The organism is Terribacillus sp. FSL K6-0262 (assembly GCF_037977385.1).
Taxonomy (GTDB): Bacteria; Bacillota; Bacilli; order Bacillales; family Amphibacillaceae; genus Terribacillus.
Genome location: NZ_CP150277.1, coordinates 825,693 through 850,507 on the forward strand (window position 1 = coordinate 825,693; position 24,815 = coordinate 850,507).

The 24,815-nt window shown below is 45.1% G+C and carries 25 protein-coding genes and 1 riboswitch; of the genes, 7 read left to right on the top strand and 18 right to left on the bottom strand.

Annotated elements, in window-relative coordinates:
- Window positions 1–63: 63 nt before the first annotated feature.
- Window positions 64–164: riboswitch (SAM riboswitch) on the bottom strand.
- Between the two features lie 12 nt (window positions 165–176).
- A complete protein-coding gene (locus MHI54_RS04290) occupies window positions 177–548 on the bottom strand; it encodes a DUF1992 domain-containing protein (protein WP_095214919.1) in 372 nt (123 codons plus the stop codon).
- 71 nt (window positions 549–619) lie between these two features.
- Window positions 620–1,465: a CAP domain-containing protein gene (locus tag MHI54_RS04295; RefSeq protein WP_095214920.1), complete on the bottom strand. Its 846-nt coding sequence runs from the start codon at window positions 1,463–1,465 to the stop codon at window positions 620–622.
- A gap of 501 nt (window positions 1,466–1,966) precedes the next feature.
- Between MHI54_RS04295 and mreBH the strand changes: the two genes are divergently transcribed.
- A complete protein-coding gene (gene mreBH / locus MHI54_RS04300) occupies window positions 1,967–2,974 on the top strand; it encodes a rod-share determining protein MreBH (protein ID WP_095214921.1) in 1,008 nt (335 codons plus the stop codon).
- Window positions 2,975–3,068: 94 nt separating this feature from the next.
- Here mreBH and MHI54_RS04305 read toward each other — a convergent pair whose 3' ends face one another.
- The 4 genes from MHI54_RS04305 to MHI54_RS04320 form a co-directional block, all read right to left on the bottom strand.
- Complete coding sequence (locus tag MHI54_RS04305) at window positions 3,069–3,281, bottom strand: hypothetical protein (protein ID WP_340082360.1); 213 nt, start codon at window positions 3,279–3,281, stop codon at window positions 3,069–3,071.
- A 135-nt stretch (window positions 3,282–3,416) separates the two neighbouring features.
- A complete protein-coding gene (locus tag MHI54_RS04310) occupies window positions 3,417–3,863 on the bottom strand; it encodes a uracil-DNA glycosylase family protein (RefSeq protein ID WP_340082361.1) in 447 nt (148 codons plus the stop codon).
- A 133-nt stretch (window positions 3,864–3,996) separates the two neighbouring features.
- Window positions 3,997–4,467, bottom strand: a complete 471-nt coding sequence (gene tnpA / locus MHI54_RS04315; RefSeq protein ID WP_093727170.1) for an IS200/IS605 family transposase — start codon at window positions 4,465–4,467, stop codon at window positions 3,997–3,999.
- Window positions 4,468–4,789: 322 nt separating this feature from the next.
- Entirely contained in the window at window positions 4,790–5,008 is a 219-nt protein-coding gene (locus MHI54_RS04320; RefSeq protein ID WP_095214923.1) for a YdbC family protein, read from the bottom strand.
- An 84-nt stretch (window positions 5,009–5,092) separates the two neighbouring features.
- Here MHI54_RS04320 and MHI54_RS04325 point away from each other — a divergent pair, with 84 nt between their 5' ends.
- On the top strand, window positions 5,093–5,329 hold the full coding sequence (locus MHI54_RS04325; protein WP_095214924.1) for a DUF2164 family protein: 237 nt from the start codon (window positions 5,093–5,095) through the stop codon (window positions 5,327–5,329).
- A gap of 7 nt (window positions 5,330–5,336) precedes the next feature.
- On the opposite strand, the gene MHI54_RS04330 is transcribed toward MHI54_RS04325, so the two are convergent.
- The 3 genes from MHI54_RS04330 to MHI54_RS04340 are packed head-to-tail and all read right to left on the bottom strand — an operon-like array spanning window position 5,337 to window position 8,822.
- Entirely contained in the window at window positions 5,337–6,737 is a 1,401-nt protein-coding gene (locus MHI54_RS04330; protein WP_340082362.1) for a PTS transporter subunit EIIC, read from the bottom strand.
- A 19-nt stretch (window positions 6,738–6,756) separates the two neighbouring features.
- Window positions 6,757–7,482 (bottom strand): chitin disaccharide deacetylase, encoded by a 726-nt coding sequence (chbG, locus tag MHI54_RS04335; protein ID WP_340082364.1) that lies wholly within the window; start codon window positions 7,480–7,482, stop codon window positions 6,757–6,759.
- Window positions 7,483–7,493: 11 nt separating this feature from the next.
- Entirely contained in the window at window positions 7,494–8,822 is a 1,329-nt protein-coding gene (locus MHI54_RS04340; RefSeq protein ID WP_340082366.1) for a 6-phospho-alpha-glucosidase, read from the bottom strand.
- Between the two features lie 140 nt (window positions 8,823–8,962).
- Between MHI54_RS04340 and MHI54_RS04345 the strand changes: the two genes are divergently transcribed.
- On the top strand, window positions 8,963–9,673 hold the full coding sequence (locus MHI54_RS04345) for a GntR family transcriptional regulator (RefSeq protein WP_340082368.1): 711 nt from the start codon (window positions 8,963–8,965) through the stop codon (window positions 9,671–9,673).
- 379 nt (window positions 9,674–10,052) lie between these two features.
- On the opposite strand, the gene MHI54_RS04350 is transcribed toward MHI54_RS04345, so the two are convergent.
- The gene (locus MHI54_RS04350; protein WP_340082369.1) at window positions 10,053–10,403 is read right to left on the bottom strand and encodes an IDEAL domain-containing protein; all 351 of its coding nucleotides are present in this window, start codon (window positions 10,401–10,403) and stop codon (window positions 10,053–10,055) included.
- Window positions 10,404–10,689: 286 nt separating this feature from the next.
- Here MHI54_RS04350 and corA point away from each other — a divergent pair, with 286 nt between their 5' ends.
- On the top strand, window positions 10,690–11,646 hold the full coding sequence (gene corA / locus MHI54_RS04355; RefSeq protein ID WP_095214927.1) for a magnesium/cobalt transporter CorA: 957 nt from the start codon (window positions 10,690–10,692) through the stop codon (window positions 11,644–11,646).
- Window positions 11,647–11,679: 33 nt separating this feature from the next.
- Here the strand turns inward: corA and MHI54_RS04360 are convergent, their stop codons facing one another.
- From MHI54_RS04360 to MHI54_RS04395, 8 genes are all read right to left on the bottom strand, one after another.
- On the bottom strand, window positions 11,680–11,991 hold the full coding sequence (locus MHI54_RS04360) for a carboxymuconolactone decarboxylase family protein (protein WP_340082371.1): 312 nt from the start codon (window positions 11,989–11,991) through the stop codon (window positions 11,680–11,682).
- Window positions 11,992–12,124: 133 nt separating this feature from the next.
- On the bottom strand, window positions 12,125–12,661 hold the full coding sequence (locus MHI54_RS04365) for a hypothetical protein (protein ID WP_095214929.1): 537 nt from the start codon (window positions 12,659–12,661) through the stop codon (window positions 12,125–12,127).
- 52 nt (window positions 12,662–12,713) lie between these two features.
- Window positions 12,714–14,369 (bottom strand): DASS family sodium-coupled anion symporter, encoded by a 1,656-nt coding sequence (locus MHI54_RS04370; protein ID WP_340082372.1) that lies wholly within the window; start codon window positions 14,367–14,369, stop codon window positions 12,714–12,716.
- A 140-nt stretch (window positions 14,370–14,509) separates the two neighbouring features.
- Window positions 14,510–15,763: an amidohydrolase family protein gene (locus tag MHI54_RS04375; RefSeq protein ID WP_340082374.1), complete on the bottom strand. Its 1,254-nt coding sequence runs from the start codon at window positions 15,761–15,763 to the stop codon at window positions 14,510–14,512.
- Window positions 15,764–15,774: 11 nt separating this feature from the next.
- Window positions 15,775–16,953, bottom strand: a complete 1,179-nt coding sequence (locus tag MHI54_RS04380) for a hypothetical protein (RefSeq protein WP_340082376.1) — start codon at window positions 16,951–16,953, stop codon at window positions 15,775–15,777.
- Between the two features lie 12 nt (window positions 16,954–16,965).
- Complete coding sequence (locus MHI54_RS04385; RefSeq protein ID WP_095214933.1) at window positions 16,966–18,147, bottom strand: amidohydrolase; 1,182 nt, start codon at window positions 18,145–18,147, stop codon at window positions 16,966–16,968.
- Window positions 18,148–18,397: 250 nt separating this feature from the next.
- The gene (locus MHI54_RS04390) at window positions 18,398–19,570 is read right to left on the bottom strand and encodes an amidohydrolase (protein WP_095214934.1); all 1,173 of its coding nucleotides are present in this window, start codon (window positions 19,568–19,570) and stop codon (window positions 18,398–18,400) included.
- 209 nt (window positions 19,571–19,779) lie between these two features.
- The gene (locus MHI54_RS04395; protein WP_095214935.1) at window positions 19,780–20,682 is read right to left on the bottom strand and encodes an RluA family pseudouridine synthase; all 903 of its coding nucleotides are present in this window, start codon (window positions 20,680–20,682) and stop codon (window positions 19,780–19,782) included.
- A 180-nt stretch (window positions 20,683–20,862) separates the two neighbouring features.
- Between MHI54_RS04395 and MHI54_RS04400 the strand changes: the two genes are divergently transcribed.
- The 3 genes from MHI54_RS04400 to MHI54_RS04410 all read left to right on the top strand — a co-directional run bounded on the left by MHI54_RS04400 (window position 20,863) and on the right by MHI54_RS04410 (window position 24,619).
- Window positions 20,863–21,813: a LysR family transcriptional regulator gene (locus tag MHI54_RS04400; protein ID WP_095214936.1), complete on the top strand. Its 951-nt coding sequence runs from the start codon at window positions 20,863–20,865 to the stop codon at window positions 21,811–21,813.
- 220 nt (window positions 21,814–22,033) lie between these two features.
- Window positions 22,034–23,248, top strand: coding sequence for a hypothetical protein (locus MHI54_RS04405; protein WP_340082379.1), 1,215 nt, complete (start codon window positions 22,034–22,036; stop codon window positions 23,246–23,248).
- A gap of 18 nt (window positions 23,249–23,266) precedes the next feature.
- The gene (locus tag MHI54_RS04410; RefSeq protein ID WP_340082380.1) at window positions 23,267–24,619 is read left to right on the top strand and encodes a M20/M25/M40 family metallo-hydrolase; all 1,353 of its coding nucleotides are present in this window, start codon (window positions 23,267–23,269) and stop codon (window positions 24,617–24,619) included.
- Window positions 24,620–24,815: the final 196 nt, after the last annotated feature.

Here is a 24,815-nt window from a genome sequence, read left to right on the forward strand (position 1 = left end):
AAAATATGTAAAAAAGCCTCTTCCGTTTTACAGAAGAGGCTCCTTATCCAAGGCGAAAAGCTCCTCTTATCTGTCAGACCATCGTCTGCTGGAATTGGCACAGTGCATCATTGCCTGTTGCCGAGGCTTCCAAGGGCCAGTCCCTCCACCTCTCTTGATAAGAAAATACTATTTGATTATGTTAAATTGCGCTCGATTTGTTCCCGGTATTGACCCAAGGTGCTTGGCGAATGCTTCTTGAGCTTTTGCAGCAATGCTTCGTATTGAATCTCCTTTTCGCTGATCCGTTTCCGATAAGCCGCCCGCTCTGAATCATCCGTACAAACACGCAGTAAATCACGTAAGGCCACAATCTCTTTTTGCAGCTCCATTTCGGGCGGGACATAGCCGGCATTCTTCAGGATCTTATAGCTCATCCGCATATCCTCTGGTACGCCGGATAAATCCTCCAGTTCCAGAGGTTTCCCTGCACCGGGAAGGTTGCGGAATTCTCCACTTTCTTCCGCCTTCTTGATCCGTTCTTCGGCAAGCAGCGAAATCAGATCCATACAATCCCTCCCAAAAATCAAAAAAGCAACCGATTCCGCATCGGTTGCTTTTCATTATACAATAATCTGAATTATTTACCAATGAATTGCTGTGTCCAATAGTTACCGTTTTCCACGTACCCTACACCGATGTTTGTATAATCAGGGTTAAGGATGTTTTCACGGTGACCTTGGCTGTTCATCCAAGCTTCCACAACTTCTTCCGGAGTCTTTTGACCTTGGGCGATGTTTTCACCTGCAGTCTGATAGGAGATACCGAAAGATTTCATCATGTCGAATGGAGAACCGTAAGTCGGGCTGTTGTGGTCGAAGTAACCATTGTCAGCCATGTCCTGGGATTTAGCGCGTGCTACTTTGCTTAGCTCAGCATCTGCTTTCAATGGCTTGAGACCAGCTTTTTCACGCTCTTGGTTAGTCAAGTCCACTACTTGCTGTTCAAATGCGCTCAGCCCTTCTGCAGCTTGCTTGTCTTCTGTCTGCTTGCTGTCAGAAGCAGTTTCTTGTTTTTGTGCTGGAGCTTGTGCTTTTTGTTCAGTTGCTTGCTCTTCAGCTTTTTCTTCTTTTTGCGGAGCAGCTTTTTGCTCTTCTTTATTAGAAGCAGGTGCTTTTGCTTCCTCCTGCTTAGGTTGAGCTTGTACAGGAGTCTGTGCTGTTTCTTGTTGTGCTGGCTGTTGAACATTGTATTTCGCTAGCAAGCTATCAACATCGATGTGAATGTTATAAGCTGATAGATAATCATTCACCCATTTATTCAAATCTTCGATAGAAGAGAAAGATCCGCTTTTCACTACATGTGCTACGTGCACTTGAACTTCTTCTTTAGTTGGCTGTGCCGGTGCAGCGTTTGCTGTGCCTGCCAAAGCGCCTCCTGCCAGGATAGCTGTGGATAGTGTTGTTACTAATACTTTCTTGAACATGATGTTGCTCCTTTCGGGATGTATGTGTTTTCTTGATGCAGCAACATCATAGCATGCGTTTTTATGTAATATTGCAGCCTGGATTTTCCAATTGGCTCTCCTTCCCGAAGTCTCATGCTAAAAGTCGGTTCCTATGCGAAATCGCACCCGCTCATCTTGCTTTGAAACTAGCAATAAACAGCCACCCTGCTATATATTGGATGAAAATCAGGATTGACACCTTTTTTCCTTCCTAGTTTTTGTAACAATCCCTCATTATTTGTAATCTATCTGTAAATTGACTTTGCGTTTGTCTCTTCATATAATACTATCTTCCTAAACTTATTAGTTTATTCTGCCAAATTAGGATAAAGGTATCTCTTTAACACCTCTATACCAGGTGATAGAATGAACTATGTCGAAATTAGGAGCTTTTCGGCTCTTTGACGCATCCACCCCCATAAAGTAAATATCGGGGGAGAATGAATATAGTAGAAATATGTCATCATTGGAGGAAATATAATGTTTGCTAATCCTGAAATCGGAATAGACCTTGGCACTGCAAATATACTTGTGTATACAAAACAAAAAGGAATCGTATTGAATGAACCTTCCGTCGTAGCGATCGATTTGGAAACAAAAAATGTTGTGGCGGTTGGAGCCGAGGCAAAGGAAATGGTCGGTAAGACTCCCCAGAATATCGTACCGATCCGTCCATTGAAAGATGGCGTAATCGCTGACTATGACGTAACAGCTCAATTATTGAAAGAAATTCTGAAAAAAGTAAGCAAGGTGATGGGCGCTTCCCTTCGCAAGCCTACCATTGTTGTCTGCACACCGTCCGGCAGTACTTCCGTTGAAAGACGCGCCATACATAACGCAGTCAAATCCTATGGTGCCAAAAATGTTCATTTGATTGAAGAACCGATTGCCGCAGCTATTGGAGCGGACCTTCCTGTTGATGAGCCAGTGGCCAATGTGATCGTCGATATCGGCGGCGGTACAAGCGAAGTTGGCATCATCTCTTTCGGCGGCGTGGTATCCTGCCGTTCCGTGCGTATCGGCGGGGATTCCATGGATGAAGAAATTGTCCAATATATCCGCAAGCACTACAACATCTTGATCGGGGAAAGAACTGCAGAACAAATCAAGATGGAGATCGGTCATGCTTTGATCGAGCACGACGAGCTGATGATGGATGTCCGCGGCCGCGATATGGTAACTGGACTGCCTAAAACTGTCGGGATTTCCTCTAAGGAAGTACAGGTGGCACTGAAGGAATCATTGGAACAGATCCTGGAGACAATCCGCATGACATTGGAAGATTGCCCGCCGGAACTAAGCGGGGATATCGTTGACCATGGTGTCATCTTGACTGGAGGAGGAGCATTGCTCAAAGGCATGCAGCAGTGGCTTGCTTCTGAAATTTCCGTACCCGTGCACCTGGCTCCGAACCCATTGGAATCCGTTGCAATCGGTACAGGCCGTGCCTTGCAAATGATTACAAAACTGCAAAAAGCAGCAAAATAAAAACAGGCGTATCAGTCAGCTGATACGCCTGTTTTTTTTTATGGAAGGACAGCTTGAAAATGGAGAATTTTATCGCTTAAGCTGCTGTTTCTGATCATTGGAGCCAGACTGTACCAATCCAATGCCGATTCCGGCCGGGTCGTCCAAATAAGCAAGATAGAAAGAACCAGAACGACAATTGCCCTTCTGCTTTGGCCGCTTGGATAGCTTTATCCAAATCCTCCAATTCAATCTGAATTCTGGTTCCATGCGGAAAATCATGCGGTCCCTTACGGATGCCGCCATCGATTCCTCCATCCGTCTTCACCTCATGATAGCCCCAATTCGGCGTCCCGATCTTCCAGCGAAAACATTGGCGTAGAAACTTGCTGCTTTGTCAGGGTCTTGACTATTCAGCTCAAATCCAAGACTTTGCCACGGATGTTCTCCATGCTCCCTCTCCTTATCTATGCAAAAGCTCGCGAATCTTATATGCATGCTCCTCGATCACCGGCCGCAATCCTGGATTATAAAACACAGATGCAGGATGATATGTCGGGAATATACGATATATTTTCTCCGAAAAAATGAAGGAATCCTCCCCCAAGCTTTTTAATTGCTGAATGGGTTGTTCTACTAGCTTTCCGGCAGCTTCCGTTATTTTCTCTTTCGAACCGGTTACCCTTTCCCAGCCTATTTTCCCTAATGTCACAAGGATATCCGGCTCTGCATGAGCAATTTCATAATCGAGCACGGGCGCATGCGCAAGTATCTCGGCCTTAGTCGGTGTCCGATTATATTTCTTGGTGACCGTCTTTCCGCGGATCTGCTTTGTCTTATATTGATAAGGTCTGCTTCTGACTGAGCTGGAGATGAATACTTCTGACCTGTTGACCCCTGCCCGTTCCAAAAATCAAAACCACCAGTGTGAACTGGTGGTTTGTTCTGCGGCTAAAAGCCTTTGTTACCGGCCTAGGCCTCAAAGGCCCGCTGAATGGGTTCCCTCTTGCACCACATCTACTCACCAATTCTAAAGAATTTCTTTATTTCTTCCGATTTTTTTCTCCTGTAAATGGATCGTACTCTTCGAATAATGTCAATTGATCGCCCATATAGTCCTCTTTTAGCTGATTCCTAATATATTCTTGTATTTGTTTCTTATTTCTCCCGACTGTATCAACATAGAATCCTCGACACCAAAATTTTCGATTTCCATATCTATATTTTAAATTGGCATGACGATCGAATATCATTAAACTACTTTTCCCTTTTAAGTATCCCATAAATTGTGACACACTTAATTTCGGCGGGATACTTATCAACATATGAATGTGATCCGGACAAGCATTTGCTTCATGGATAATCACACCTTTCCGTTCACATAAATCCCTAATAATTTGTCCGATACTCTTTTTGTATTTTCCGTAAATAACCTGCCTTCTGTACTTTGGCGCAAATACTACGTGATACTTACAATTCCATGTTGTATGTGCTAAACTGTTCATGTCCTTCATAGGGCACTCCTCCTTCTATGGCGAGATAAAGTGGTCGGGAAACCAACTTTATCCTACCATGAAGTGAGGTTTTTTTATTACCACGCTTGAAGCTTTCTGGAACCCCCGGCATAGCCAGGGGTTTTCTAATACATATAATAAATCAAGCTCCTTGCCAGCTCGCCCGCTGAATGGGACCAAATTATGTATTTCTGTCTCACCCGGAGCTTCCCCAACAAAGAAAAGGACAGGGTGCTTCGGCCCTCTTCCAGGCAAGAAACCCTCACAAGGATAGGGAGCCATCCTTTCTTTGGCTAGCCGAACCAATTCTTCCGGCAGCATGTCAATCAAGCCTCTGCAGCAGATCGCGCAATTCACTGACTTCTTCAGCTGACAAAGTGATTCCTTTCCCCATCTTTTCGTGATCCGGGGCCCAGTCCCTGATATCATACTTCGGCTCACGGCCATTCCAGCTAATCAGATTCAGCTCCTTCCGCCATCCCTTCGGAGATACAGATAATACCCCTATTTCCTTGACTATTTCATAAGATAATTCAGCCATACATACTCCCACCTTTTCCCTTTTCTAAAGTCTAGCAGAATTATTTGTTATAATGAAACGAAATATGCAATGGAGGGAAAACAGATGCAACAGCCGATTGAATTGAATGAAAGCCAGCGCAGCGAAATGATCCGTTCCTTGCAACATTATTTTGAGCAAGAAAAAGACGAGCAGCTAGGCGACCTGGCCGCAGGTCTGCTGCTCGAATTCATCGTCAGGGAACTGGGTCCCGTTTTTTATAATGCCGGAATCGAAGCATCCTATCAGTTTATGAATGAGAAGATGGAGGATTTATTCGGCTTACAGGTGAGGGAGCGTTGAGTGCTCCTCAACTCTCCAGTAAATCATCCATTTCTTTTTTGACAGTCGCTGCCTGCGATCCAATGATGATTTGCAGATTATGCTGATCTACTTTGACAATCCCATGTACCCCCATTTGCTTGATTTTGGCTTGATTCACTTCATTCAAGTCTTTTATTTCAAGCCGCAGCCGCGTCATGCAATTATCATTGATGAGGATGTTCTGTTTTCCACCGAGATTTTCAATCAGCTTCTGTGCCATGTATCTGTAATTATTATGGGAAAGTGCCAGATCCTTCTCTTCCTCTCCTGCTACTGCTTCATATACCTTATCTTCTATCTGTCCGATTATGGCTACTTGACGTTTTTTGATGACATAATAAAAGGTGAAATAATACAGCAGGAAGAAAACGATACCCACCGGCAGGATAATAAGCCCTCCATCGCTCAGCCCCAAGTTCACGACATAATCGATTAGTCCAGCTCCCCACGAAAAACCATGCCTGATATGCAAAACGTATAAAACTGCACCTGCTAATCCTGTATAGACAGAGTGGATGAAATACAGCAATGGCGAGGTAAACAAAAATGTGAATTCAATTGGCTCTGTTATGCCTGTTACAACTGATGTGGCAGCACCGGATGACATCAGGGTTTTTGTTTCCTGCTTTTTATACTTAGCTGTTCTTGCTATTGCCAAAGCGATAGCTGGTATCCCGAAAAGCATGGTGATATAAAATCCGCCAATGAAAAATCCAGCCAACGGATCTCCACTTAGGAATCTGGTGATTTCGCCAGTGACCACTTCACCAGAAGGAGTCGTGTACTCACCGAGCCCAAAATAAACATACGTGTTTAATACATGGTGCAAGCCGAATGGCAGCAGGAATCGATTCAGGAAGCCGAAGATGAACACACCTATTGCCCCCAAGCCCATCAGCATCTTACTGAAAGCATCAATGCCCATCTGAGCATACGGCCATAACCAGCTCATCAAACCCGCCACTAGTACCATTGTGAAAATAATGACCGTAATCGGAAACTTTTCTCCGCTGAAGAAGGCAAACATATTTGGCAGTTTCGTATTTTTGAATCTGTTATAGATGAAAGCAGCTATTAAACCGGCAAGCACTCCACCGAACACACTCATGTTCAGTTCCGGATTCATTAATGCAAGGCCTTCTTTCAGCACGATTATTGCAAGGAATCCAGTCAACGCCGGTATACCTTTATCCTTCGTTTTAGAAAGTCCCATAGCTATACCAATTGCAATCAACGCATCCATCTGTGTCAATATGACACCAGCTGCTTGGAATAGAGGGATATCCAGCAAGTCTTCAGCAGTGAGCCTATAAAGAATCCCAGCAATCGGTAAAGCTACAATCGGAATGAGCAATGATTTCCCTAACCTCTGCAAGAAATTGCGCATGCTTCCTCATCTCCCGGTATTATATACTTTTGAAAGTAGCGAGCTTCACATCCTTACAGTTGCTTAAAACTTGTTTTACTTTATCCGAGGTTAATAACTCCAATTCATCCAATCTCGGATACACATAGGAAGACCCTTCTGTGACACTCTTATCTATATATCCCGGATGACACATCACTTCCACTGTATCCGCATTGCTGAATGCTTTAGCAATACTTACTTCATCCTGCAGAATTTGCTCTACATAGTATTCGAAACGGTCAGGATGCCGAAGACGAATTGAATATTCCATATTTTTCCTTACTGGCAACCTATATTCTTCTGCAAGACGTACAAAAACTTCCCGTATTCCCTCATACGTGTTGATATGGTGATGACTATCAAGATGCGTCGGTTTGATACCGAACGCTAGAAAGCGCTCGATTTGCGCCTTCCATTCATCATAGACCTCATCCAACTCTATATTAAAAGCGCTTTCATAAAAGGACAGCTTTCTGAATTTCCCATCGACATCCACAATCGTCCTATGATTTTTTAAAATGGGGTTCCCGCATGTCAAGACTAGATGCACTCCCACTCCTAAATCCTGATTTTGCTTTGCTAGTTCGGCAGCATGGGCTGCTCCAGGCATATTCGTCATCAGCGTAGCTGAACTTAGAACACCATGCTGGAAACAATCGATGATACCAAAATTGATTGCCCTTGAATAACCGAAATCATCTGCATTGATAATAAGCTTCTTCATTTGATTTCCCCCTATTGAAAAGTTGGCCAATATTCATGGTTTGCTTCTTGAAGATCATGCAGGATACGCTTTGCTTTATCTGCGTCTATAACCGTACGATTCAATGTCATCGCTTGTAATAACTTATGATAATCTTGTTCAAAGTAAGCTTCACAAACCAGCCGCTCATATGCATATTGCCCCTCTATCAAACCTTTATGAAATACAGGTATCTCTCCTACGGCAAATGCTTGTATACCATTTGCCGTGAGTGATGCAGGTACTTCCACGATTGCATCCGAGGGCAAATTTGGAATGATTCCATCATTCTCCACCATCACGATATATCGTTCTTTTAAGTTGTATGCAAGGGAAGCAGCAGCCCTTATTATGAAAATGCCATGAATGTCGGCTTTTAAATTCTCCGCAGCAGCTGACCCTGCTGCTGCTATCCGTTTGCACATATCATGTACACGCTTTTGTCTCCCTTCCATGACCTGTCTAGCACGTGTATAATCCGGATTCGACTTTTCCACAATCTTATCCGGATAAAGATAATATTGTAAGTAAGTATTCGGTAAATAATCGGGGAAATCCAATAAAGTCTGACGTGCTTGAGCAAAAGTCTCCTGCCAGGAAGCATCATTGGCAATCTCTTCATCTTCTGGCCTGAAGCCTTCCTTAATGATCCGTTCTTTCAGAAGCTCTGTATAATCAGTCCCGTCTGTATGTTCTATTTTGGTAAACCACCCGAAGTGATTCAATCCAAAATAGTCTGCGGCCAAGTCCCAGATTTCCACTCCCAGTAATTTCGCATAACTAATCATGATCGCAATCGGCATATCACAGATATTCAATATTCGGTTATCTTCAGGGAATTGCTGTTTCAACGCATAAGCAACAATGGCAGCAGGATTTGTATAATTCAATATCCATGCATCCTTTGAGATGGATCTGATGCTTTTAACCAGTTCTGTCATATCCTTTATAGATCGAATTCCATAAGCCATACCTCCGGGTCCACAGGTTTCTTGACCTACAACACCATGAGATAATGGAATTTTTTCATCCAACTCCCTCATTTCCAAACCGCCTGTGCGTATTTGTACAAATACAAAGTCAGCATCTGTACAAGCTAGTTCTAAATTGGTTGTGCTTTTGAATGTGAGATCATCGGCATATTGCTCTTTCAGCAAGATAGCAGCAGCATCAGCTATGACTGATTGTCTCTGTTTATCCAGATCATACAGTACCAGTTCTTTTAATGGAAAAGATTCTTTTTCGGCAATTAGACTCTTAATCATACCCAGTGTATAAGTACTTCCTCCACCTATGATTGCAATTTTCAGTTTTTCACGCACCCAGCTCACCCCCTACCAAATTAATACAACTATAATACAAATATGAAAACCAATCAATATAATGTATGGTAGTTGTATGTTTTTTTATGATTCATTACAATACAACTCAGAGAGATGCAAAGGATAGGTGATGTCTGGAAATGAAAAGTATGCCCCTTTATCGTCAGATAGCGAACGAAATCAAAAAAGATATTGCAAGAGGTCATATAAAAAAAGATGAAGCCATTCCTACAGAAATGGAACTGGCTGCTTCATTCAAGGCAAGCAGGGTAACAGTACGACAAGCATTACAGCTATTGGTGAAAGAAGACCTGCTTTATAAAGTGCACGGAAGCGGTACCTATGTGAAACAGCAGAAAATCGAACATGATATTTATCGATTACAGAGCTTTACAGAAGAAATCCTCAAACTTGGAAAAGTTCCTTCGAATAAGTTATTGACTTTTACCATCATGCATCCGGATGAGGAAATCAGGCAGCGTTTACAATTATCATCTGAAGCTCAAGTTTTCTATGTAAAACGACTGCGGTATGCTGATGATGATCCAATTATCCTAGAAGAGACCTTCATGCCGATTGCCATGTTTCCCGACTTGACAGAAGAAATCATGATGAACTCTAAATATGCCTACTTAGAAAGCAAAGGATTCCTTATAAAAGAAAGAGTGGGAGAGATCATTCCGGCAATGCCTTCACCGGATCTTATGAAGCTTCTCAAAATCGAAGAAACAGTGCCTATACTATCCATGCAGCTATGGGCTTATCTGGAGAATGATGTTCCATTTGAATATACTCGATTATATTATCGCAGTGATCGCTACACATTCAAATTCAGTTCCAGGCGGTACTGAAAGAGCACATCTGCCTTTTAAGATGCGCTCTTTCTATCCCAATGGCATTCCCCACAGCATCCCCTCGCACAATCCGCAAAACCGCTCCGGCAGTTGCTTCATCATTACACTTTTTTATGCAGATTCCTTTTTACCATGCATTTTAAAATATGCTGCTGCGCAACTTAAGAAAAGGTTTTTGCATACTCATATACACCGCACTGAAAGAACCGAAACATGAAGGCATTCGTCCGACCCTAAAATAAATTGCACAGCCTGATGACAGATGAAGCGTCACTTTTTACATAATGACATTTCTCCAAACCCTCCCACCATCCCTTTCCAATCATGACAATCTCGTCATTTAAAAATAAAAGACCGAGCGTTTCGCTCGGTCTTGTCAATTTGGGATATAGGCTGTATTGGACGCTGATTCCGATTCGTCTAGTTCCTTCAATTCTTCTGTCAGCTGCAAGAACCAGTCCTTGTCACCGGAAATAAGGGATAAATCGATCAGGTTCAAAATATGTGCCCTGCTCGGCTCTGCACTTGGCGGGAAATACTTGATTTTGCTCTGGAAAGTTTCGATCGTTTTGCCGATCGTATTTTTATGATCACTTTCTGTAACGTATACTTTCACCGTATTCAGTTTTGCATTCACCGCTTCCACGAAGCCGGTGAATAATTCATCATTTATCGATTGTCCTGTTACCCAGTCACCAACAGTTACAAAGCTTTGATTATCAGACATATCGTTGTCCTCCTTCAGCTTAACCGGCTGGCTAAGCAATGGTGATTGTTGTAGGTTGTTGAATACTATAAAAGATTCAATCCAAAAGCGCAATACTTTTGCATATAAAGTTTTAAAATATTCAGACAAATACTTCTTCAGCACTTTCACAGCAGTTACAAATATTGGCTGTCTATTCATTTTATACCCCGTGGCCCTTTTCTTTAATCCAAATTCCTGCAGCTGCCATTTTCTCTCTGTCTGCGAATACGTTATAATGTGGCTATATATTGCAGGAGGTTGTACCATGATACGCAGCATAGCGATGACACGTGACAAGAAAATACGAAAAGATCTGCCGTATCGTGAATTGAATGATCCGGATATAGAATGGTACTGGGTTGATTTCAGCGTACCGACAAAGTCTGAATCGGATAAACTTGGCGAGGTATTTCAATTTCATCCATTGGCAATCGAGGACTGCTTTCATTTCCTTCAGCGGCCGAAGCTTGATGAATATGATGGGTATCACTTCCTCGTCCTCCATGAACTGAATCATGAAACCTTTGTCTCGGATGAGTTGGATATTTTCTTGTCCGATCGCTATGTCGTCACTTTCCATCTGGAAGAATCGATGGCGGCAGATCATGTCTGGGAACAGGTTTCCAAAGAAGATCCATCTGCTCATTCCCCTTCCAATATTGTCTATCGATTGATTGATAAGCTTGTGGATGATTACTTCCCACCTCTTTATAAGATGGAGGATCGATTGAACGAAATCGAAGATGAGGAAAGTCATAAATCACCGCAGACTCTCATTAATGAAGTCTTTGATATTCGCAGCGATTTGCTCAGGGCACGCCGGACGATTGCACCTATGCGGGATTTGATTTATCGGTTGCTCAGCTTGCAGAAATTCGATTTCGTACAGGAGCAAAAAGCTTATTTCAATGATATTTATGATCATCTGCTGAAGCTTACGGAAATTGTCGACTCCAATCGGGAGCTGACATCGGATATGCGGGATAGTTACGAGTCCATCAACTCCAATCGAATGAATGCCATCATGATGACCTTGACTATCGTCTCGACCATTTTCATTCCGCTCACTTTCATCGCCGGCGTATATGGGATGAATTTCACGCATATGCCAGAGCTTGACTGGAAATATGGGTATCTCGCAGTGATTCTATTGATGGCTGCCATTGCATTGGGGATGCTATGGCGCTTTAAACGAAAAGGCTGGTTCAATATATTCAAATAAGAAAATGCGTGCAGAAAATCTGCACGCATTTTCTTATTGGTCGTCCACTACTTCTTTTAACAGCGACATAGCTTTCAGCGAAGGAGGGAACCCATTCAATAATGCACAATGTTGGATTGTCTCCATTATCTCTTGGACCGAGATGCCGGATAGGAGAGCCACTTCGAATTGCTGCCGAAGTGCACGCTCATCTCCATTCGTAACGAAAACGGCGATGGTGAGCAATGCCCTGAACCTACCGTTCAGTCCGGTATATCCCTTCTCCCCACTGTCTGCAGCAAGGTTCTCTTCTTCCTTCATCAGCTTGGCCACCAACGCCCAACCTTGATCTTTCGCTTCCTTCATCGACGACCCTCCGCATAATCCTTCCGCAAAACTAGATCTATTTTCCTAGTTCTGCATTTTTATTATCGGTTGAATCCATCACTTATGAACCGTTTGGAAGAAAAAAATCAATTTGGGAAGTGCAGCATCAAAATCACGGCCTGGCACTCCATGGCTGGACAGTTCCGACGATATAGCGGGGCTGCCGCTGTTTGACTGCTTCCCTGACACCAGCTGCTATTTCCTGATTGGTTAGCCATCTGGAATTTTCTCCTCTTATCCGAAAACCAAGGATGACTTCATGATAATCGATATTTTCGGCAACTGCAGGAATATAGTTATGCTTGGAATCATGCGCTCCGCTTCCTTTTATATGGAAAAATGATATATGCTTCTGATGTTCTCCATAAAGATCGCACATGGCTTGTGTCGCTTCATTGCCGCTATTATGAATCCAGCCGATAATGATATCAGGACTCGGTATTTTTTTCAGCTCGTTTTGGAAACTTGCCGGCTGAAGATAATCCGCTTGTATCGTATGCAGATGCTCTGGATGGGCAGCTTGCCTGGATAATCGCAGGAGGCTCTCACTCGTTCGGGCAACCACAGTCACCTCATGGCCCTCCTCGTTCCAGTCGAGGACAGCTGCCTGCAGCATGCCCGTTCCCCCGATAACCAAATAATGCGTCATATTATCTCCTTTCGAGAGCCAAAAGCCTGCCCTTGGCAAACTCTGAACCCATTCATTTCCAAGACTCAGGATACACATTCAGGTCGAGTCCCCATAATGGTCCAACCAATGCAAAGACACCCAATATGAGAAGGATGAGGGTGAAGATGTTCAGAGTAAAACCTGTCTTCACCATTTCGGCAATCGTTATTTTTCCAGATGCGAATATGATAGCGTTCGGCGGAGTTCCCACTGGCAGCATGAAAGCACAGTTGGCTGCCATCGCTGCAGGCACCATGATCGCATAAGGATGAACATCCAAAGCCAAAGCCAATGATGCCATCACCGGCAGAATCATCGTAGCGGTTGCTGTATTGGATGTAATTTCTGTCAAGAACAATACCAATGTCGTCGAAATGATGATGATCAGGAAAATATTCAAGCCTTCCAAGACTGTGAGCTGATCGCCGATCCATTGAGAAAGTCCGGAACTAGTGAAGCCTGCCGCAATCGCAAGACCTCCGCCGAATAACAGCAGCACCCCCCATGGCAACTCTTTCGAAACGTCCCAATCGAGGATTCTTTGTCCTTTTTTATTTATACTAGGAATCAAGAATAATAACACCCCTGCCAACACCGCAATGAATGTATCGCTGATACCAGGTATGGCGATGATCTCCAGCACGGCATCCGCTTCCCAAAGGAATGTGCGGCTTACCCACATAAAAGCGGCAAAAGTGAATACAGCAAGCACTGCTTTTTCCTCGAAGGACATCTTACCAAGATCCCTTTTTTGTTTGAGGATCAGATCCTTTCCTCCTGGCAGCTCCTTCATTTTCACGCGGAAGACAACCTTGGTGAGGTAAATCCATGACGAAAACAAAAGAACGACTACAATCGGTACCGCAATCAGCATCCAGCCGCCAAAGGAGATTTCCACTCCGAACAAACTGCTTGCCATTGCCGCCAGGATGATGTTCGGAGGTGTTCCGATCAGTGTCCCCAAACCGCCGATCGTCCCCGCATAACCGATTGCGAAGACAAGTGATTTTTCGAATTTCCGATTATCCTCTCCGATTTCCTGTTTGCTTGCTTTGGCTGCTTGAGCGGCTTGATAAATGATTGCGCTGCCAATAGGAAGCATCATCATGACAGCTGCCGTGTTGGAGACCCACATCGAAAGGAAGCCGGTCGCAATCATAAAACCAAGCACAATACGAGATGTACTCGTACCGACAACACTGATGATATTCAGTGCGATACGTTTATGCAGATTCCATTTCTCCATTGCCATTGCAATCAGGAAGCCTCCAAGGAAGAGGAACACGATTGGATCCCCATAGCTTGAGGCAGCGGTATCCCCATCCAGTCCTTGGGTAACGGGCAAAAGGATGAGCGGCAGCAAGGAAGTCGCTGGTATCGGAATTGCTTCCGTGATCCACCATGTCGCGACCCACAATGTAGTAGCCAATACCATGCGCCCTTCATAGCTTAAACCTTCGGGGTAATAAAACAAAATGACAGTGAGAAACAAGAGAGGACCTAAAAACAATCCTATCAACTGAGGACGCTTATACGTTCGAGGTGCTTTGTTCGCAGGGCCAGATTGTTCAGAGATTTGATTTCGCTCCGTATTTTTTGAAGTTGGTACGGCAAATGACAGTAATCGTTTTGTCTTGTCATGCGCATGCCATAAACCATTCCATACCGATGAGATACTGGATTTCATCCCGTCGCCTCCTTTGGTTAAGCGCTTACAAAATGCTGTAAGCAGATAAAGATAATTACATGATAAGCCTATTCGACCACAGGTCGTCCTGTCAAATGTTTGTACAAAAAAACAGCAGGCATTTGCCCGCTGTCATGTTGTCAGCTTGGAATTCGAGTCTCGACGGAAAGCTGCTTCTTCAACTCCCCGCCTTGGATGACTGTATGAATATTATCCGTATTCGCAAGCGAAGCAATGTTTTCCAACGGATTATCCTTCACGATAATCAAGTCTGCCAATTTCCCTTCGGCTATCGTACCGATCCTCTCTTCCCAGCCCAAGCATTCCGCAGCGACCTTGGTGGATGCCAAAATGGACTCCATCGGACTCATGCCGATATCGCACATCAGCTCCAGTTCACGAAGATTCGTACCATGAGCCATCACTCCTGCATCAGTACCCATTGCAATTTTGACACCTGCTTCATATGCTTTCGCCACACTCCGCTGATGGATTTCCATGACTTCTTTTGCTTTATCGACCGCATAAGCAGGCATGCTTTCATTTGCTTCACTTGCTTCGACGACACTGACAGGAGCAAGCAATGTCGGGACGAGGTATGTCCCATGCTCGAGCATCAGCTCGATTGCTTCATCATCGAGGAAAATGCCATGCTCGATGGAGTGGATACCAGCCCGTACTGCTTGTTTCACTCCTTCAGCTCCCTGTGCATGTGCCATCACTTTCCGTCCTTTTCGGTAGGCAGCTTCTTCTACGATGATACGCAGCTCCTCCATGGAGAATTGCGTGAATTCCGGATGGTCGGTCGGACTCATGACACCGCCTGTCGCATGCACTTTAATGATATCGGCACCTGTCCGCAGCATTTCCCGAACCTTTTGCCGAACCTGCTCCGGTCCATCACAAATACCTGATGGAAAGCCAGGATAAGCTTTATTGGTCAGATCCATATCGGACACCATCCAATTATCTCCATGTCCTCCCGTAATCGTGAGCGGATTGACGCTGATTTGCATACGCGGTCCGCTGATAAGACCTTTTTCGATGGCCTGTTTGACCCCCAAGTCTGCGTAGCCGGCATCCCTTACGGTTGTAATGCCGGCCTCAAGTGTTCTTTTCATATACGTCAAAGCTTCATAGAACCTCATGGAAAAAGGGGTGACCAGCGTTTCACGCATATCCTTTATCTCCATCATCATATGCACATGCGTATCGATCAAACCCGGCAAGATATAACTGCCTTGGGCGTCTATGACTTCCTTGGCATCGATCCCGATAAAATCAGAAGCTGACCCGAGTGCGGCGATACGATCATCTTTGATAGCAATGACGGCATCCTTTATCATTTCTCCTGTTCCATCGATGACGACACCGTTGCGTATAAACTTGTCCATTTTCATCCCCCTTAAAGTGTTTGTATAAGAATGCTGGCTATGACCACCGATCCAATGGATACCGAAGCAAATCCGCCCATAAGCATCGGCGGAAGCAGCTGATTCATAATCATTGCCTCTTCTTCCTTATTCCTGCCGACACTTCTGCCAACTTCCTGGGTTATCAAATAGTCCCCGGGGAATCCATACATCGCTGTCAGCACGACTGGTATCCCTTTGTTATAGTCCCACTTGAACAGCTTCGAACCAAGGAACCCACCTAGCAGCAAACCAATGGTACCGATGATCAGAATCACCGAAACTGCTGGCAATACTGCCAGGATATCCGCTACGGTCACATCGACGAGTGATTCCATCACGACAAAGATCAATCCGATCATTGCGATACTGAAACCGTTGGAACGCTCCAAAGCTTTTTCCGGGAAAAAACCGATGGCAGATCCAAGGATTCCGATTGCCAAGCCGAATAGACTGTAGCTTATCCCAGTAAGCTCACCCAGCCAGACAGCCAAAGCAGAACCGATGAACAACAGGAATAAAACGAAGAAGTGACTATCCATCAGTTTTTCTGGAAATAAGCTTTTTCGTTTGGCTGGTTCCTCCTCATCCCTGTTTGCATCTTCTACCGTCGCAGCCACAAAGACCTTGTTTTCGTCCATGTCTTTGAGAAGCTTCATCCCATGGCGGCGTAGCATCCAAGAGCTTAATGGCATTCCGATCAACTGCTGCAAAGAGAGGATGATGGCAGGAATCGCAACCAAAGCTGTCAGACCCTGTGCCTGTAACCCTTCTGCTGTAACAAGATAGGCAATGATACCGCCCGTGAGCGGTCCTGCCCCAGCGACTGCAGTTTCATAATCAAAAAAGATCGATACTGCAGCCAGCATCATGATACAGGAGATTGTGATTCCGATCAGTGTGATGATGACGGCTTTATACTGCTGTTTCATGACCTTCAAAGGAATCAGCGTTCCCATATGCACGAGGATGGCCGGCTGCAGAACAGCCCCGATCACAGTAAAAGTGGAAGCTGCCAGTATATCTTTCGGCAGTACACCGATTTGCAACAGGGTAAAGAATACCACCACGACCACAAGCAAAGTTGGAATCTTTGCCCGGGAAATAATCGAAAAAACTTCTCCCAGGGCGATGATCGCCAAGATGATCAGCGTCGCCATTACAGCACTCATGAGAACTCCCTCCTATTCCAGCACCAAGTCTTCCGCAATGGCGAGGAACATATTGGCTCCATCGGCCAAGGCCGCTTCGTCGATGGTGAATTTCGGATGATGATGCGGTGCCGGTGACTGGTTATCGGGGGAACAAGCGCCAACGAAAACAAAGCAGCCTGGAACATCATTGGAAAAGGCAGAGAAATCCTCGCCTCCCATGATGGCTTGCCCTTCAACTGCTGCCTCGTCGCCCAATTTTCTCCGGATGGCGTCAAATGCAATAGCAGTTGCTTTCGAATCATTGATGACAGAATCATAGCCATACGTGTAGTTCAATTCGTACTGGCAGCCATTCGCTGCGGAAACGCCTTTGATGATCTGCTCGATCGCTTCGACTGCCCGTTTCCGTACATCCTGGCTGAAGGAACGGACAGATGCCCCGATCTTCACTTCTTCAGGGATGACATTGACTGCATCTCCTGCTTGTAAGGTCGTGACAGATACAACCAATTCATCCTTCGGGCTGGTGATACGCGAAACGACTGTCTGCAGGCTGGTGATGATCTGCGCACTCGTAACGACCGGATCGATCGTATTCTCCGGCTGCGAGGAGTGACCGCCTTTTCCTTTGATCGTGACATGGAACATGTCCGAATTGGAAGTAGCCGCTCCCGGTGTAATCGTCAGCTGGCCCAATGGTGTAAGAGAAGAAAGATGCAAACCGAATACATAATCCAATCCTTCCGTCACGCCAGCTGCAACCATTTCCCTGGCTCCTCCCGGAAGCAGCTCTTCTGCGTGCTGGAAGAAAAAGCGGATCTCGCCATGGATTTTCTCCTGCTGTGCACTTAATGCTTTGGCGACACCAAGCAAAATAGCTGTATGTCCGTCATGCCCACAAGCATGCATGACACCTTCATTTTCGGATGCAAAAGGAAGAGCGGTTTCTTCCTGGATCGGCAAGGCATCGATATCAGCCCGGAATCCGATTGTCTTTCCTGGTTGCGCCCCCTTGAGGACAGCCATCACGCTTGTTTCTGTTGGTCTTGTCACTTCCAAATTAGGGAAAGTGCTTAATGTTTCATAAAGGAAGGCAGCTGTCTTATGCTCCTGGAACGACAATTCAGGATGCTGGTGCAGATACCTCCTCCAGCTGACTATTTCTTCCATCTGTTCATTGGACAATTCAATTTCGGTCTGTTTCGTTAGCATATGATCTCCCCTTCGTATATTGAATAATTAAATATTTCAGAAAATTATATGCTCACTATGATAGCACTCCTGCTTTTCCCTTAAAACCCCATAAACTAATATTCATTCAACAATCCTAATAAACAAGCAGATGGAAACCAGTTGTTTTTATGTCAGGAACAGATGACAAAAAATCCATGAACTGCAAGAGCATCTGACAGCATTCCTCTCTAGAAATCCGCAAAAAAAAGAGGAGTGCAATGACTCCTCTTTAAAAAACAAGCTCCTCCGCGATACCAAGAAAGTATTGGACACCATCCTGCATCGCATCTTCCTCGATACGGAATTGCGGATGATGATGGGGAGCCGGGGATGGATTATCTTTTTCCTTTGCACCAACAAAGACAAAGCAGCCAGGGACGGCATTGGCAAAGGCAGCAAAGTCCTCTCCCCCCATGATTGCACTGCCATGAAGCACAGCGTCCTCTCCAAGTTTTCGCTTAAGGGCACGTTCTGCTATGGCAGTAGCATCCTCGTCGTTGATGACCGAATCATAACCGTATGTAATATCCAGTTCATATTCAGCCCCGTTAGCTTCGGTTATGCCTTTCACCATGCGCTCCAATGCATCCATCGCATTTTTCCGTACATCTTGCGTAAGCGAACGCACGGATGCTCCAATACGCACTTCATTCGGTATGACATTGACCGCCTCACCTGCATGCAGTGTCGTAACGGAAACAACCAGCTCTTCTTTCGGACTGGTCATCCGGGAAACTATCGTTTGCAAGTTGGTAATGATCTGAGCACTGATGACAACTGGATCCACTGTCTTATCAGGCTGTGAGGAGTGCCCGCCTTTTCCCTTTATCGTTAATTGAAACTGATCGGAATTGGATGTAGCCGGTCCATAAATGACACCAACCTTGCCTTGCGGGAGCTGGGATGCCACATGCAGTCCGAATACCATATCCACGCCATCAGTGACGCCAGCTTCCACCATTTCCTTAGCACCGCCTGGGAACAATTCTTCTGCGTGCTGGAAATAAAAGCGTATTTCCCCGCTCAGTTCTTCCTGCTTGGCACTCAGGATTTCTGCTACAGTCAGCAGGATTGCGGTATGGGCATCATGGCCGCACGCGTGCATCACACCATCAACCTTTGAAGCGAAGGGCAAGTCTGTTTCCTCCTGTATCGGCAGTGCATCCATATCTGCACGGAAACCAATCACTTTACCAGGTTTCGCCCCCTTCAGCTTCGCCATGACACTTGTCTTCGTCGGTCTGCTCAGTTCCAGATTGCCGAATGACGCCAGTTTATCGTAGACAAATTGAGATGTACGCTCCTCCTGGAACGAAAGCTCCGGATTGGCATGCAAATGTCTCCTCCACTCTATTAAGTGCTGTTTGTTGCTTTCATTGACTATCAAGTCCTTCTTGCTCATCATGATCCTCCCTTTATTACTCTCTCTTTTATTTAACTCAAGTGAATTATTTAATTGTATAAATTATATAAGCAAACTACAAGAGACAAAGGATCGAGTACTGCCGCCTAGATTTTTCCCATTAATTTCCTCGATGATTCCTTGCGATTCTCCCCTCACCTAAAAATGGAATGGAAAAAAGCAGAGCAATGTTTGCTCTGCTTTTCGAATTATCTTGATTTAGATGTGAATAGCTTCGGAATATCCGATACGAATCTAAGCGGCATACCATTGACTGGATGTTCAAAATTCAGCTTGCGTGCATGGAGGCAAAGTCGTTTTATCGTACGATCCTGCGCGCCATACTTCTTGTCTCCCGCTATCGGATGCCCGATATCCTGCATATGGACACGAATCTGGTTTTTGCGTCCTGTTTCCAGGCTTATCTCCATCAATGTAAAGTCCTTGTTCCCCTGAAGCACCTGATAATGGGTCACTGCCTTCTGACCGTCGTTTTCAAATTTGCTGGAATACATCTTATGCGTACTCGTTTCCTTCAGCCAGGAAGTAATGGTTCCTTCCGATTTGGAGACATCTCCTTCCACGAGTGCAACATAAGCTCGTTCCTTCGTCGTTTTCCACGATTCCTGCATTCTTTGTTTGATTTTCTCCGATCGGGCGAACACCATCACACCGGATGTATCGCGGTCCAGCCGATGGACGACAAAAATCTTATTATCACTATGCTGTGCCTTTACATAATCAGATAATTGGCGGTAGGCTGTATTCGTTTTTTCATTATCGGAAGCGATTGACAGCAGGCCTGATGCTTTCTCGATAACGATGATCGCATCATCTTCATACATGATCGTGATGCCTTGAAGCGGAGCTGCTTCCGTTACCATATCTGTCCTGATTGTCACTTCCTGGCCTGGCTTCAGCTTGTCGTTGAATTGCGTGGAAACTCGTCCATTGATTGATACCTGGCCGCGAGCCAAGATGGATTTGACTGAGTTACGGCTCTTGCCGACCACCTTCAATAAGAAAGGCAATAATTCTTCTGCTTCTGACACTTTATATACTTTCGGCTTCTGAGGTCGGAACCCTCTGGAGCGCGGACGTTTATTTTTCATGATTGGATCCTTTCTGTACCATTCGTCATGGCGTCATTCGTGCATCCTTTCATCTTAATTGTTCTCGATTGGAAATACAAGCTCTGTTCTTCTAGATAAAGGAATTTCTCAAAGATTCCTATACATTTTGTGTAAAAAAATATAAGATGGACAAGTATAGAACGGCAGGAGTGAAGGAACATGAATATTGACGGTCTGGAGTCGTTTTTGGCAGTAGTCTCCAATAAAAGTATATCCAAAGCATCAAAAGCCTTACACATTACACAGCCTACATTGAGTACACGAATACGGAAATTGGAAGAGGAACTCGACTTTGTCTTATTGAATCGAAGCTGGGATGGCATCGAGCTGACGGAAGAAGGATACTTTTTCCTTCCCTATGCCATTGAACTGCTGGGGGAGCTGCAAGATGCGTCATTTGCACTCACCGGGGATAACAAATTAAGTTATCAGCTGCTCAGCAAAATCAATGCCGGGAAAAATGAATTCAGGATTGGAATAAATATATGGTTGGCACCGGTATTCAACCATATCATCATCCCCTACATGCGGGAACACTTTCCGCATATTCCGTTCAAATTCATAACGAGACCGACGAATGTTTTGAAGAAACTATTGGAATATGGCAGCATTCAGTTTTCCGTCCATTATGAGAATATGGCAAAGGCTCCTTTTCACTGTGAACCGCTGCTTCAGGATGAATTTGTCATCTTTTGTCATAAGGACGATGTACCGGTACTGGATGGCAAGCTTTCAAATGCCAGCAAGCTGGATAAGAAATTGATTGTCTTCGAGCATGCGGCATTGACGAATAATCTTGAAAAAATCAGTTCACTTTTAGGGTTATTACAGGCCAAGGATTATCAAATGGTTGATGATGTGCAGAACATGCTTTCTTTTATCGAAAGCGGCTATGGATACACAGCACTTCCGCGCTCCATCCTATACCACATAAGCGAGCAAAGAATGCCCAACATCACCATCCTCCCCATAAAAGATCTGGATCTCACAGCTTCGATAGCACTTGAGTATAAGGATAACAGCCGATTCCAGGATGCCATCGGCGGCTTGAAGAATGAACTCAAGCATTTCGTCCAAGTCATGTACAAAGAAAAAGAGCTAAGCGAATGACTCGCTTAGCTCTTTGTTTTGGACTGTCCTTAGTGATACACCGCGGCATTATTGCATGCAAAATCCCCGTACATCTCTTCGCTTCTCCAATGAATGAGCTTTTATAATACCTCAAGCGCTAATGGATTTTTTTGTTTTTAATTGATGGTATGTTGACAATTTTCTGAATATGGTTTAATTTTTACTAATATTCTTACATAGAAACTGGAGGAGGATGTACATGTGGAGTGAGATCGGTAACAACCCCGTCATGATCACCTTATTATTGATCGCTATATTAGGTTTAGGAGAGCTCATCTCCATTTGGACGAAAGCACGCATCCCGATGCTGCTGGCTGCTTTGCTGCTTTACGTTGCACTCCTGTGGATGGGCATCATCCCGAATGGTCTTATGTCTGATTCCATCATCACCGCATTTGGATCACTTATTGTCGCTCCATTCATCGTCCACCTTGGTACACTTGTTCCTTTCTCTTTGATCAAAGGGCAGCTCAAGCCCATCCTGATTGCCTTGATTGGTTCTCTCACTGCTGTGGCACTCGTACTAGCCATTGTTCCATTATTTTTTGATTACGAAACGGCAGTGGCGGGAGCCGGTCCTGTGGTCGGCGGTATCGTGGCTTATCTTGTCACAAGCGAAAAGCTTACCGAATTAGGATTATCCAGCCTTGTCATCATTCCGGCGCTTGTGCTGAGCATCCACAAGCTATTCGGTATCCCGCTTGCCTCCTATTTCCTGAAAAAGCACGCCATCATCGTGAAACAGCAGGTACAGACACGTCTGCAAAGCGGTGCTGCGCTGGAAAAAGAAGAAGCTGCCGAAGCACAGCCCAATAACGTAGTCAAAGCTCAGAATGCACGAAAACCGCTCCTGCCGGAGAAATACCAGACATCCCTGATTTTCATCCTGCAGCTTTATTTGGGCAGCGGTATCGCCGTCATCCTTGATGCCCTGACCGGCATCAACTACACCATCTTCTGTCTGATCATCGGGGTCATCGGCGCCTATATCGGCTTCTATCCAGCGAAAACGATGGAGAAAGCCAATGCAACCGGATTTGCCATGATTGCGGTGATCTTCATCGTCATCTCTTCCATGGATGATGTGACACCAGCTGCCCTGGCTAGCTATATCCCGGAAATCCTGTTGATCTGTGTGCTTGGTACAGCAGGTGTGACGATCGGTGGATTATTAGCTTCCAAATTGTTCGGCGTCGGCAAATACCTTGGCATGCCCGTCGCATTGACGGCACTTTTCGGCTTCCCTGCGGATTATATCCTGTGCGAGGAAATCAGCCGGGAAGTCGGGGAGACAGAAGAAGAACGGGAAGCAATCATGAATGAGATTGTCACACCGATGCTCATGGGCGGATTTACAACCGTGACTACTTGTTCGATTCTAATTGCCACCGTATTGATTGGCACACTTAATTAAGATATAAAGGAGAATTCGATGGACACGATTGCACTAAAGGACTATATCCAAACAAATAAACAGGATTTCCTTGATCAGCTTTTCATCCTGCTCAGACAGCGCAGCATCAGCACACAGAACGACGGAATCGAGGAATGCGCGGAGCTTTTGAAGAGCATGATGCAGGAGCTGGGAATCGAGACAAAAATCATCCCTACCGCCGGGCATCCCGTCGTCTATGGGGAAATGATCAAAGACTCCAGCGCATTCACTTTGCTCATTTACGGCCATTATGATGTACAGCCGCCAGAGCCTTATGAAGCCTGGGACTCTCCGCCATTCGAACCGGAAATCCGCAACGGCAGAATCTATGCCCGAGGTGTCGGCGATAATAAGGGACAGCTGGTGGCCCAGCTCTTTGGCGTGAAAAGTTATCTGGATACAGTCGGCGAACTGCCGATCAATATCAAATTCGTCTTTGAAGGAGAAGAAGAAAAAGGTAGTACGAATCTAGCCGCATTTGTGGAGGAACACAAAGATTTGCTCAAGGCCGATCTCGTCTACACTTCCGATGGCCCTTCCCATAACAGCTCTTCCCCCCTCGTACTGCTTGGGGTGCGCGGTATGCTGTCGATTCAATTTGATGCCAAAGGAGCTGATCGGGATAACCATTCCGGCAACACAGGGAATATCGTTCCTAATCCTGCCTGGAAACTGATCGAACTTATGCACACCATGCGCGATGCGGACGGACATGTAAAAATAGAAGGGTTCTATGATGCGATTCGCCCGTTTACAGCCTATGAGGAGCAGCTGCTCACAAAGCTTCCTTATGACCGACAGACCTTGGGCGAAAAGATCGGCTATCCAGCTCTGTCCCTTGACGGACCATTCTACTATCGGAAGATGACGGGCGAACCCACTTTCAATATCTTTGGAATGGAAAGCGGCTATACAGGAGAAGGAACAAAAACGATCATTCCTTCGACAGCCAGACTAAAAATGGATATTCGTCTTGTCGTCGATCAAGATCCCCAAGATATTTTCAATAAAATCAAAAAGCACGTCCAGATCCATGCACCGGATGTAGAAGTCACTTATCTGGGCAGTATGCAGCCATCCCGTACCAAAGCTGAACTTCCAATCGTTCAAAAGGTCGTCAGCGCTGTAGAGGCCGCTTACGAAACAGATCCACTCATCCAGCCGAGCATGGGCGGTTCCCTGCCGGATTATGTGTGGACAGGAATTTTGGGCTTGCCGTCCGTCATTGTTCCCTATGCGAACTTCGATCAGCATAATCATTCCCCCAACGAGAATCTGGATGTGGATTATTTCCTGAACGGTATCCTATGTACAGCCCATGTGATTCACACATTGGGAACCTCTAAATAGCCATGTAACTGATGAAGCCATGCCCATTCCGGCATGGCTTTCAAAATATTTACAACCATATTTGAGAATGCCCAGCCCTGTCTAATAAGAATCAACCTCTCCCTTGCATTAAAATGAAAGCGCTTTAATAAAAAGGAGAGGAATGGTTATCTTGAAAAAATGTCTGCTATTGCTGCTCGTCCTGCTTCTGACATTC

Excerpts from the sequence above, each read along its gene's own strand:
- MHI54_RS04290 (WP_095214919.1), bottom strand. The coding sequence starts at position 548 with ATGGATCTGATTTCGCTGCTTGCCGAAGAACGGATCAAGAAGGCGGAA.
- MHI54_RS04295 (WP_095214920.1), bottom strand. The coding sequence starts at position 1,465 with ATGTTCAAGAAAGTATTAGTAACAACACTATCCACAGCTATCCTGGCA.
- mreBH (WP_095214921.1), top strand. The coding sequence starts at position 1,967 with ATGTTTGCTAATCCTGAAATCGGAATAGACCTTGGCACTGCAAATATA.
- tnpA (WP_093727170.1), bottom strand. The coding sequence starts at position 4,467 with ATGAAGGACATGAACAGTTTAGCACATACAACATGGAATTGTAAGTAT.
- MHI54_RS04320 (WP_095214923.1), bottom strand. The coding sequence starts at position 5,008 with ATGGCTGAATTATCTTATGAAATAGTCAAGGAAATAGGGGTATTATCT.
- MHI54_RS04325 (WP_095214924.1), top strand. The coding sequence starts at position 5,093 with ATGCAACAGCCGATTGAATTGAATGAAAGCCAGCGCAGCGAAATGATC.
- MHI54_RS04330 (WP_340082362.1), bottom strand. The coding sequence starts at position 6,737 with ATGCGCAATTTCTTGCAGAGGTTAGGGAAATCATTGCTCATTCCGATT.
- chbG (WP_340082364.1), bottom strand. The coding sequence starts at position 7,482 with ATGAAGAAGCTTATTATCAATGCAGATGATTTCGGTTATTCAAGGGCA.
- MHI54_RS04345 (WP_340082368.1), top strand. The coding sequence starts at position 8,963 with ATGAAAAGTATGCCCCTTTATCGTCAGATAGCGAACGAAATCAAAAAA.
- MHI54_RS04350 (WP_340082369.1), bottom strand. The coding sequence starts at position 10,403 with ATGTCTGATAATCAAAGCTTTGTAACTGTTGGTGACTGGGTAACAGGA.
- corA (WP_095214927.1), top strand. The coding sequence starts at position 10,690 with ATGATACGCAGCATAGCGATGACACGTGACAAGAAAATACGAAAAGAT.
- MHI54_RS04360 (WP_340082371.1), bottom strand. The coding sequence starts at position 11,991 with ATGAAGGAAGCGAAAGATCAAGGTTGGGCGTTGGTGGCCAAGCTGATG.
- MHI54_RS04365 (WP_095214929.1), bottom strand. The coding sequence starts at position 12,661 with ATGACGCATTATTTGGTTATCGGGGGAACGGGCATGCTGCAGGCAGCT.
- MHI54_RS04370 (WP_340082372.1), bottom strand. The coding sequence starts at position 14,369 with ATGAAATCCAGTATCTCATCGGTATGGAATGGTTTATGGCATGCGCAT.
- MHI54_RS04375 (WP_340082374.1), bottom strand. The coding sequence starts at position 15,763 with ATGGACAAGTTTATACGCAACGGTGTCGTCATCGATGGAACAGGAGAA.
- MHI54_RS04380 (WP_340082376.1), bottom strand. The coding sequence starts at position 16,953 with ATGAGTGCTGTAATGGCGACGCTGATCATCTTGGCGATCATCGCCCTG.
- MHI54_RS04385 (WP_095214933.1), bottom strand. The coding sequence starts at position 18,147 with ATGCTAACGAAACAGACCGAAATTGAATTGTCCAATGAACAGATGGAA.
- MHI54_RS04390 (WP_095214934.1), bottom strand. The coding sequence starts at position 19,570 with ATGAGCAAGAAGGACTTGATAGTCAATGAAAGCAACAAACAGCACTTA.
- MHI54_RS04395 (WP_095214935.1), bottom strand. The coding sequence starts at position 20,682 with ATGAAAAATAAACGTCCGCGCTCCAGAGGGTTCCGACCTCAGAAGCCG.
- MHI54_RS04400 (WP_095214936.1), top strand. The coding sequence starts at position 20,863 with ATGAATATTGACGGTCTGGAGTCGTTTTTGGCAGTAGTCTCCAATAAA.
- MHI54_RS04405 (WP_340082379.1), top strand. The coding sequence starts at position 22,034 with ATGTGGAGTGAGATCGGTAACAACCCCGTCATGATCACCTTATTATTG.
- MHI54_RS04410 (WP_340082380.1), top strand. The coding sequence starts at position 23,267 with ATGGACACGATTGCACTAAAGGACTATATCCAAACAAATAAACAGGAT.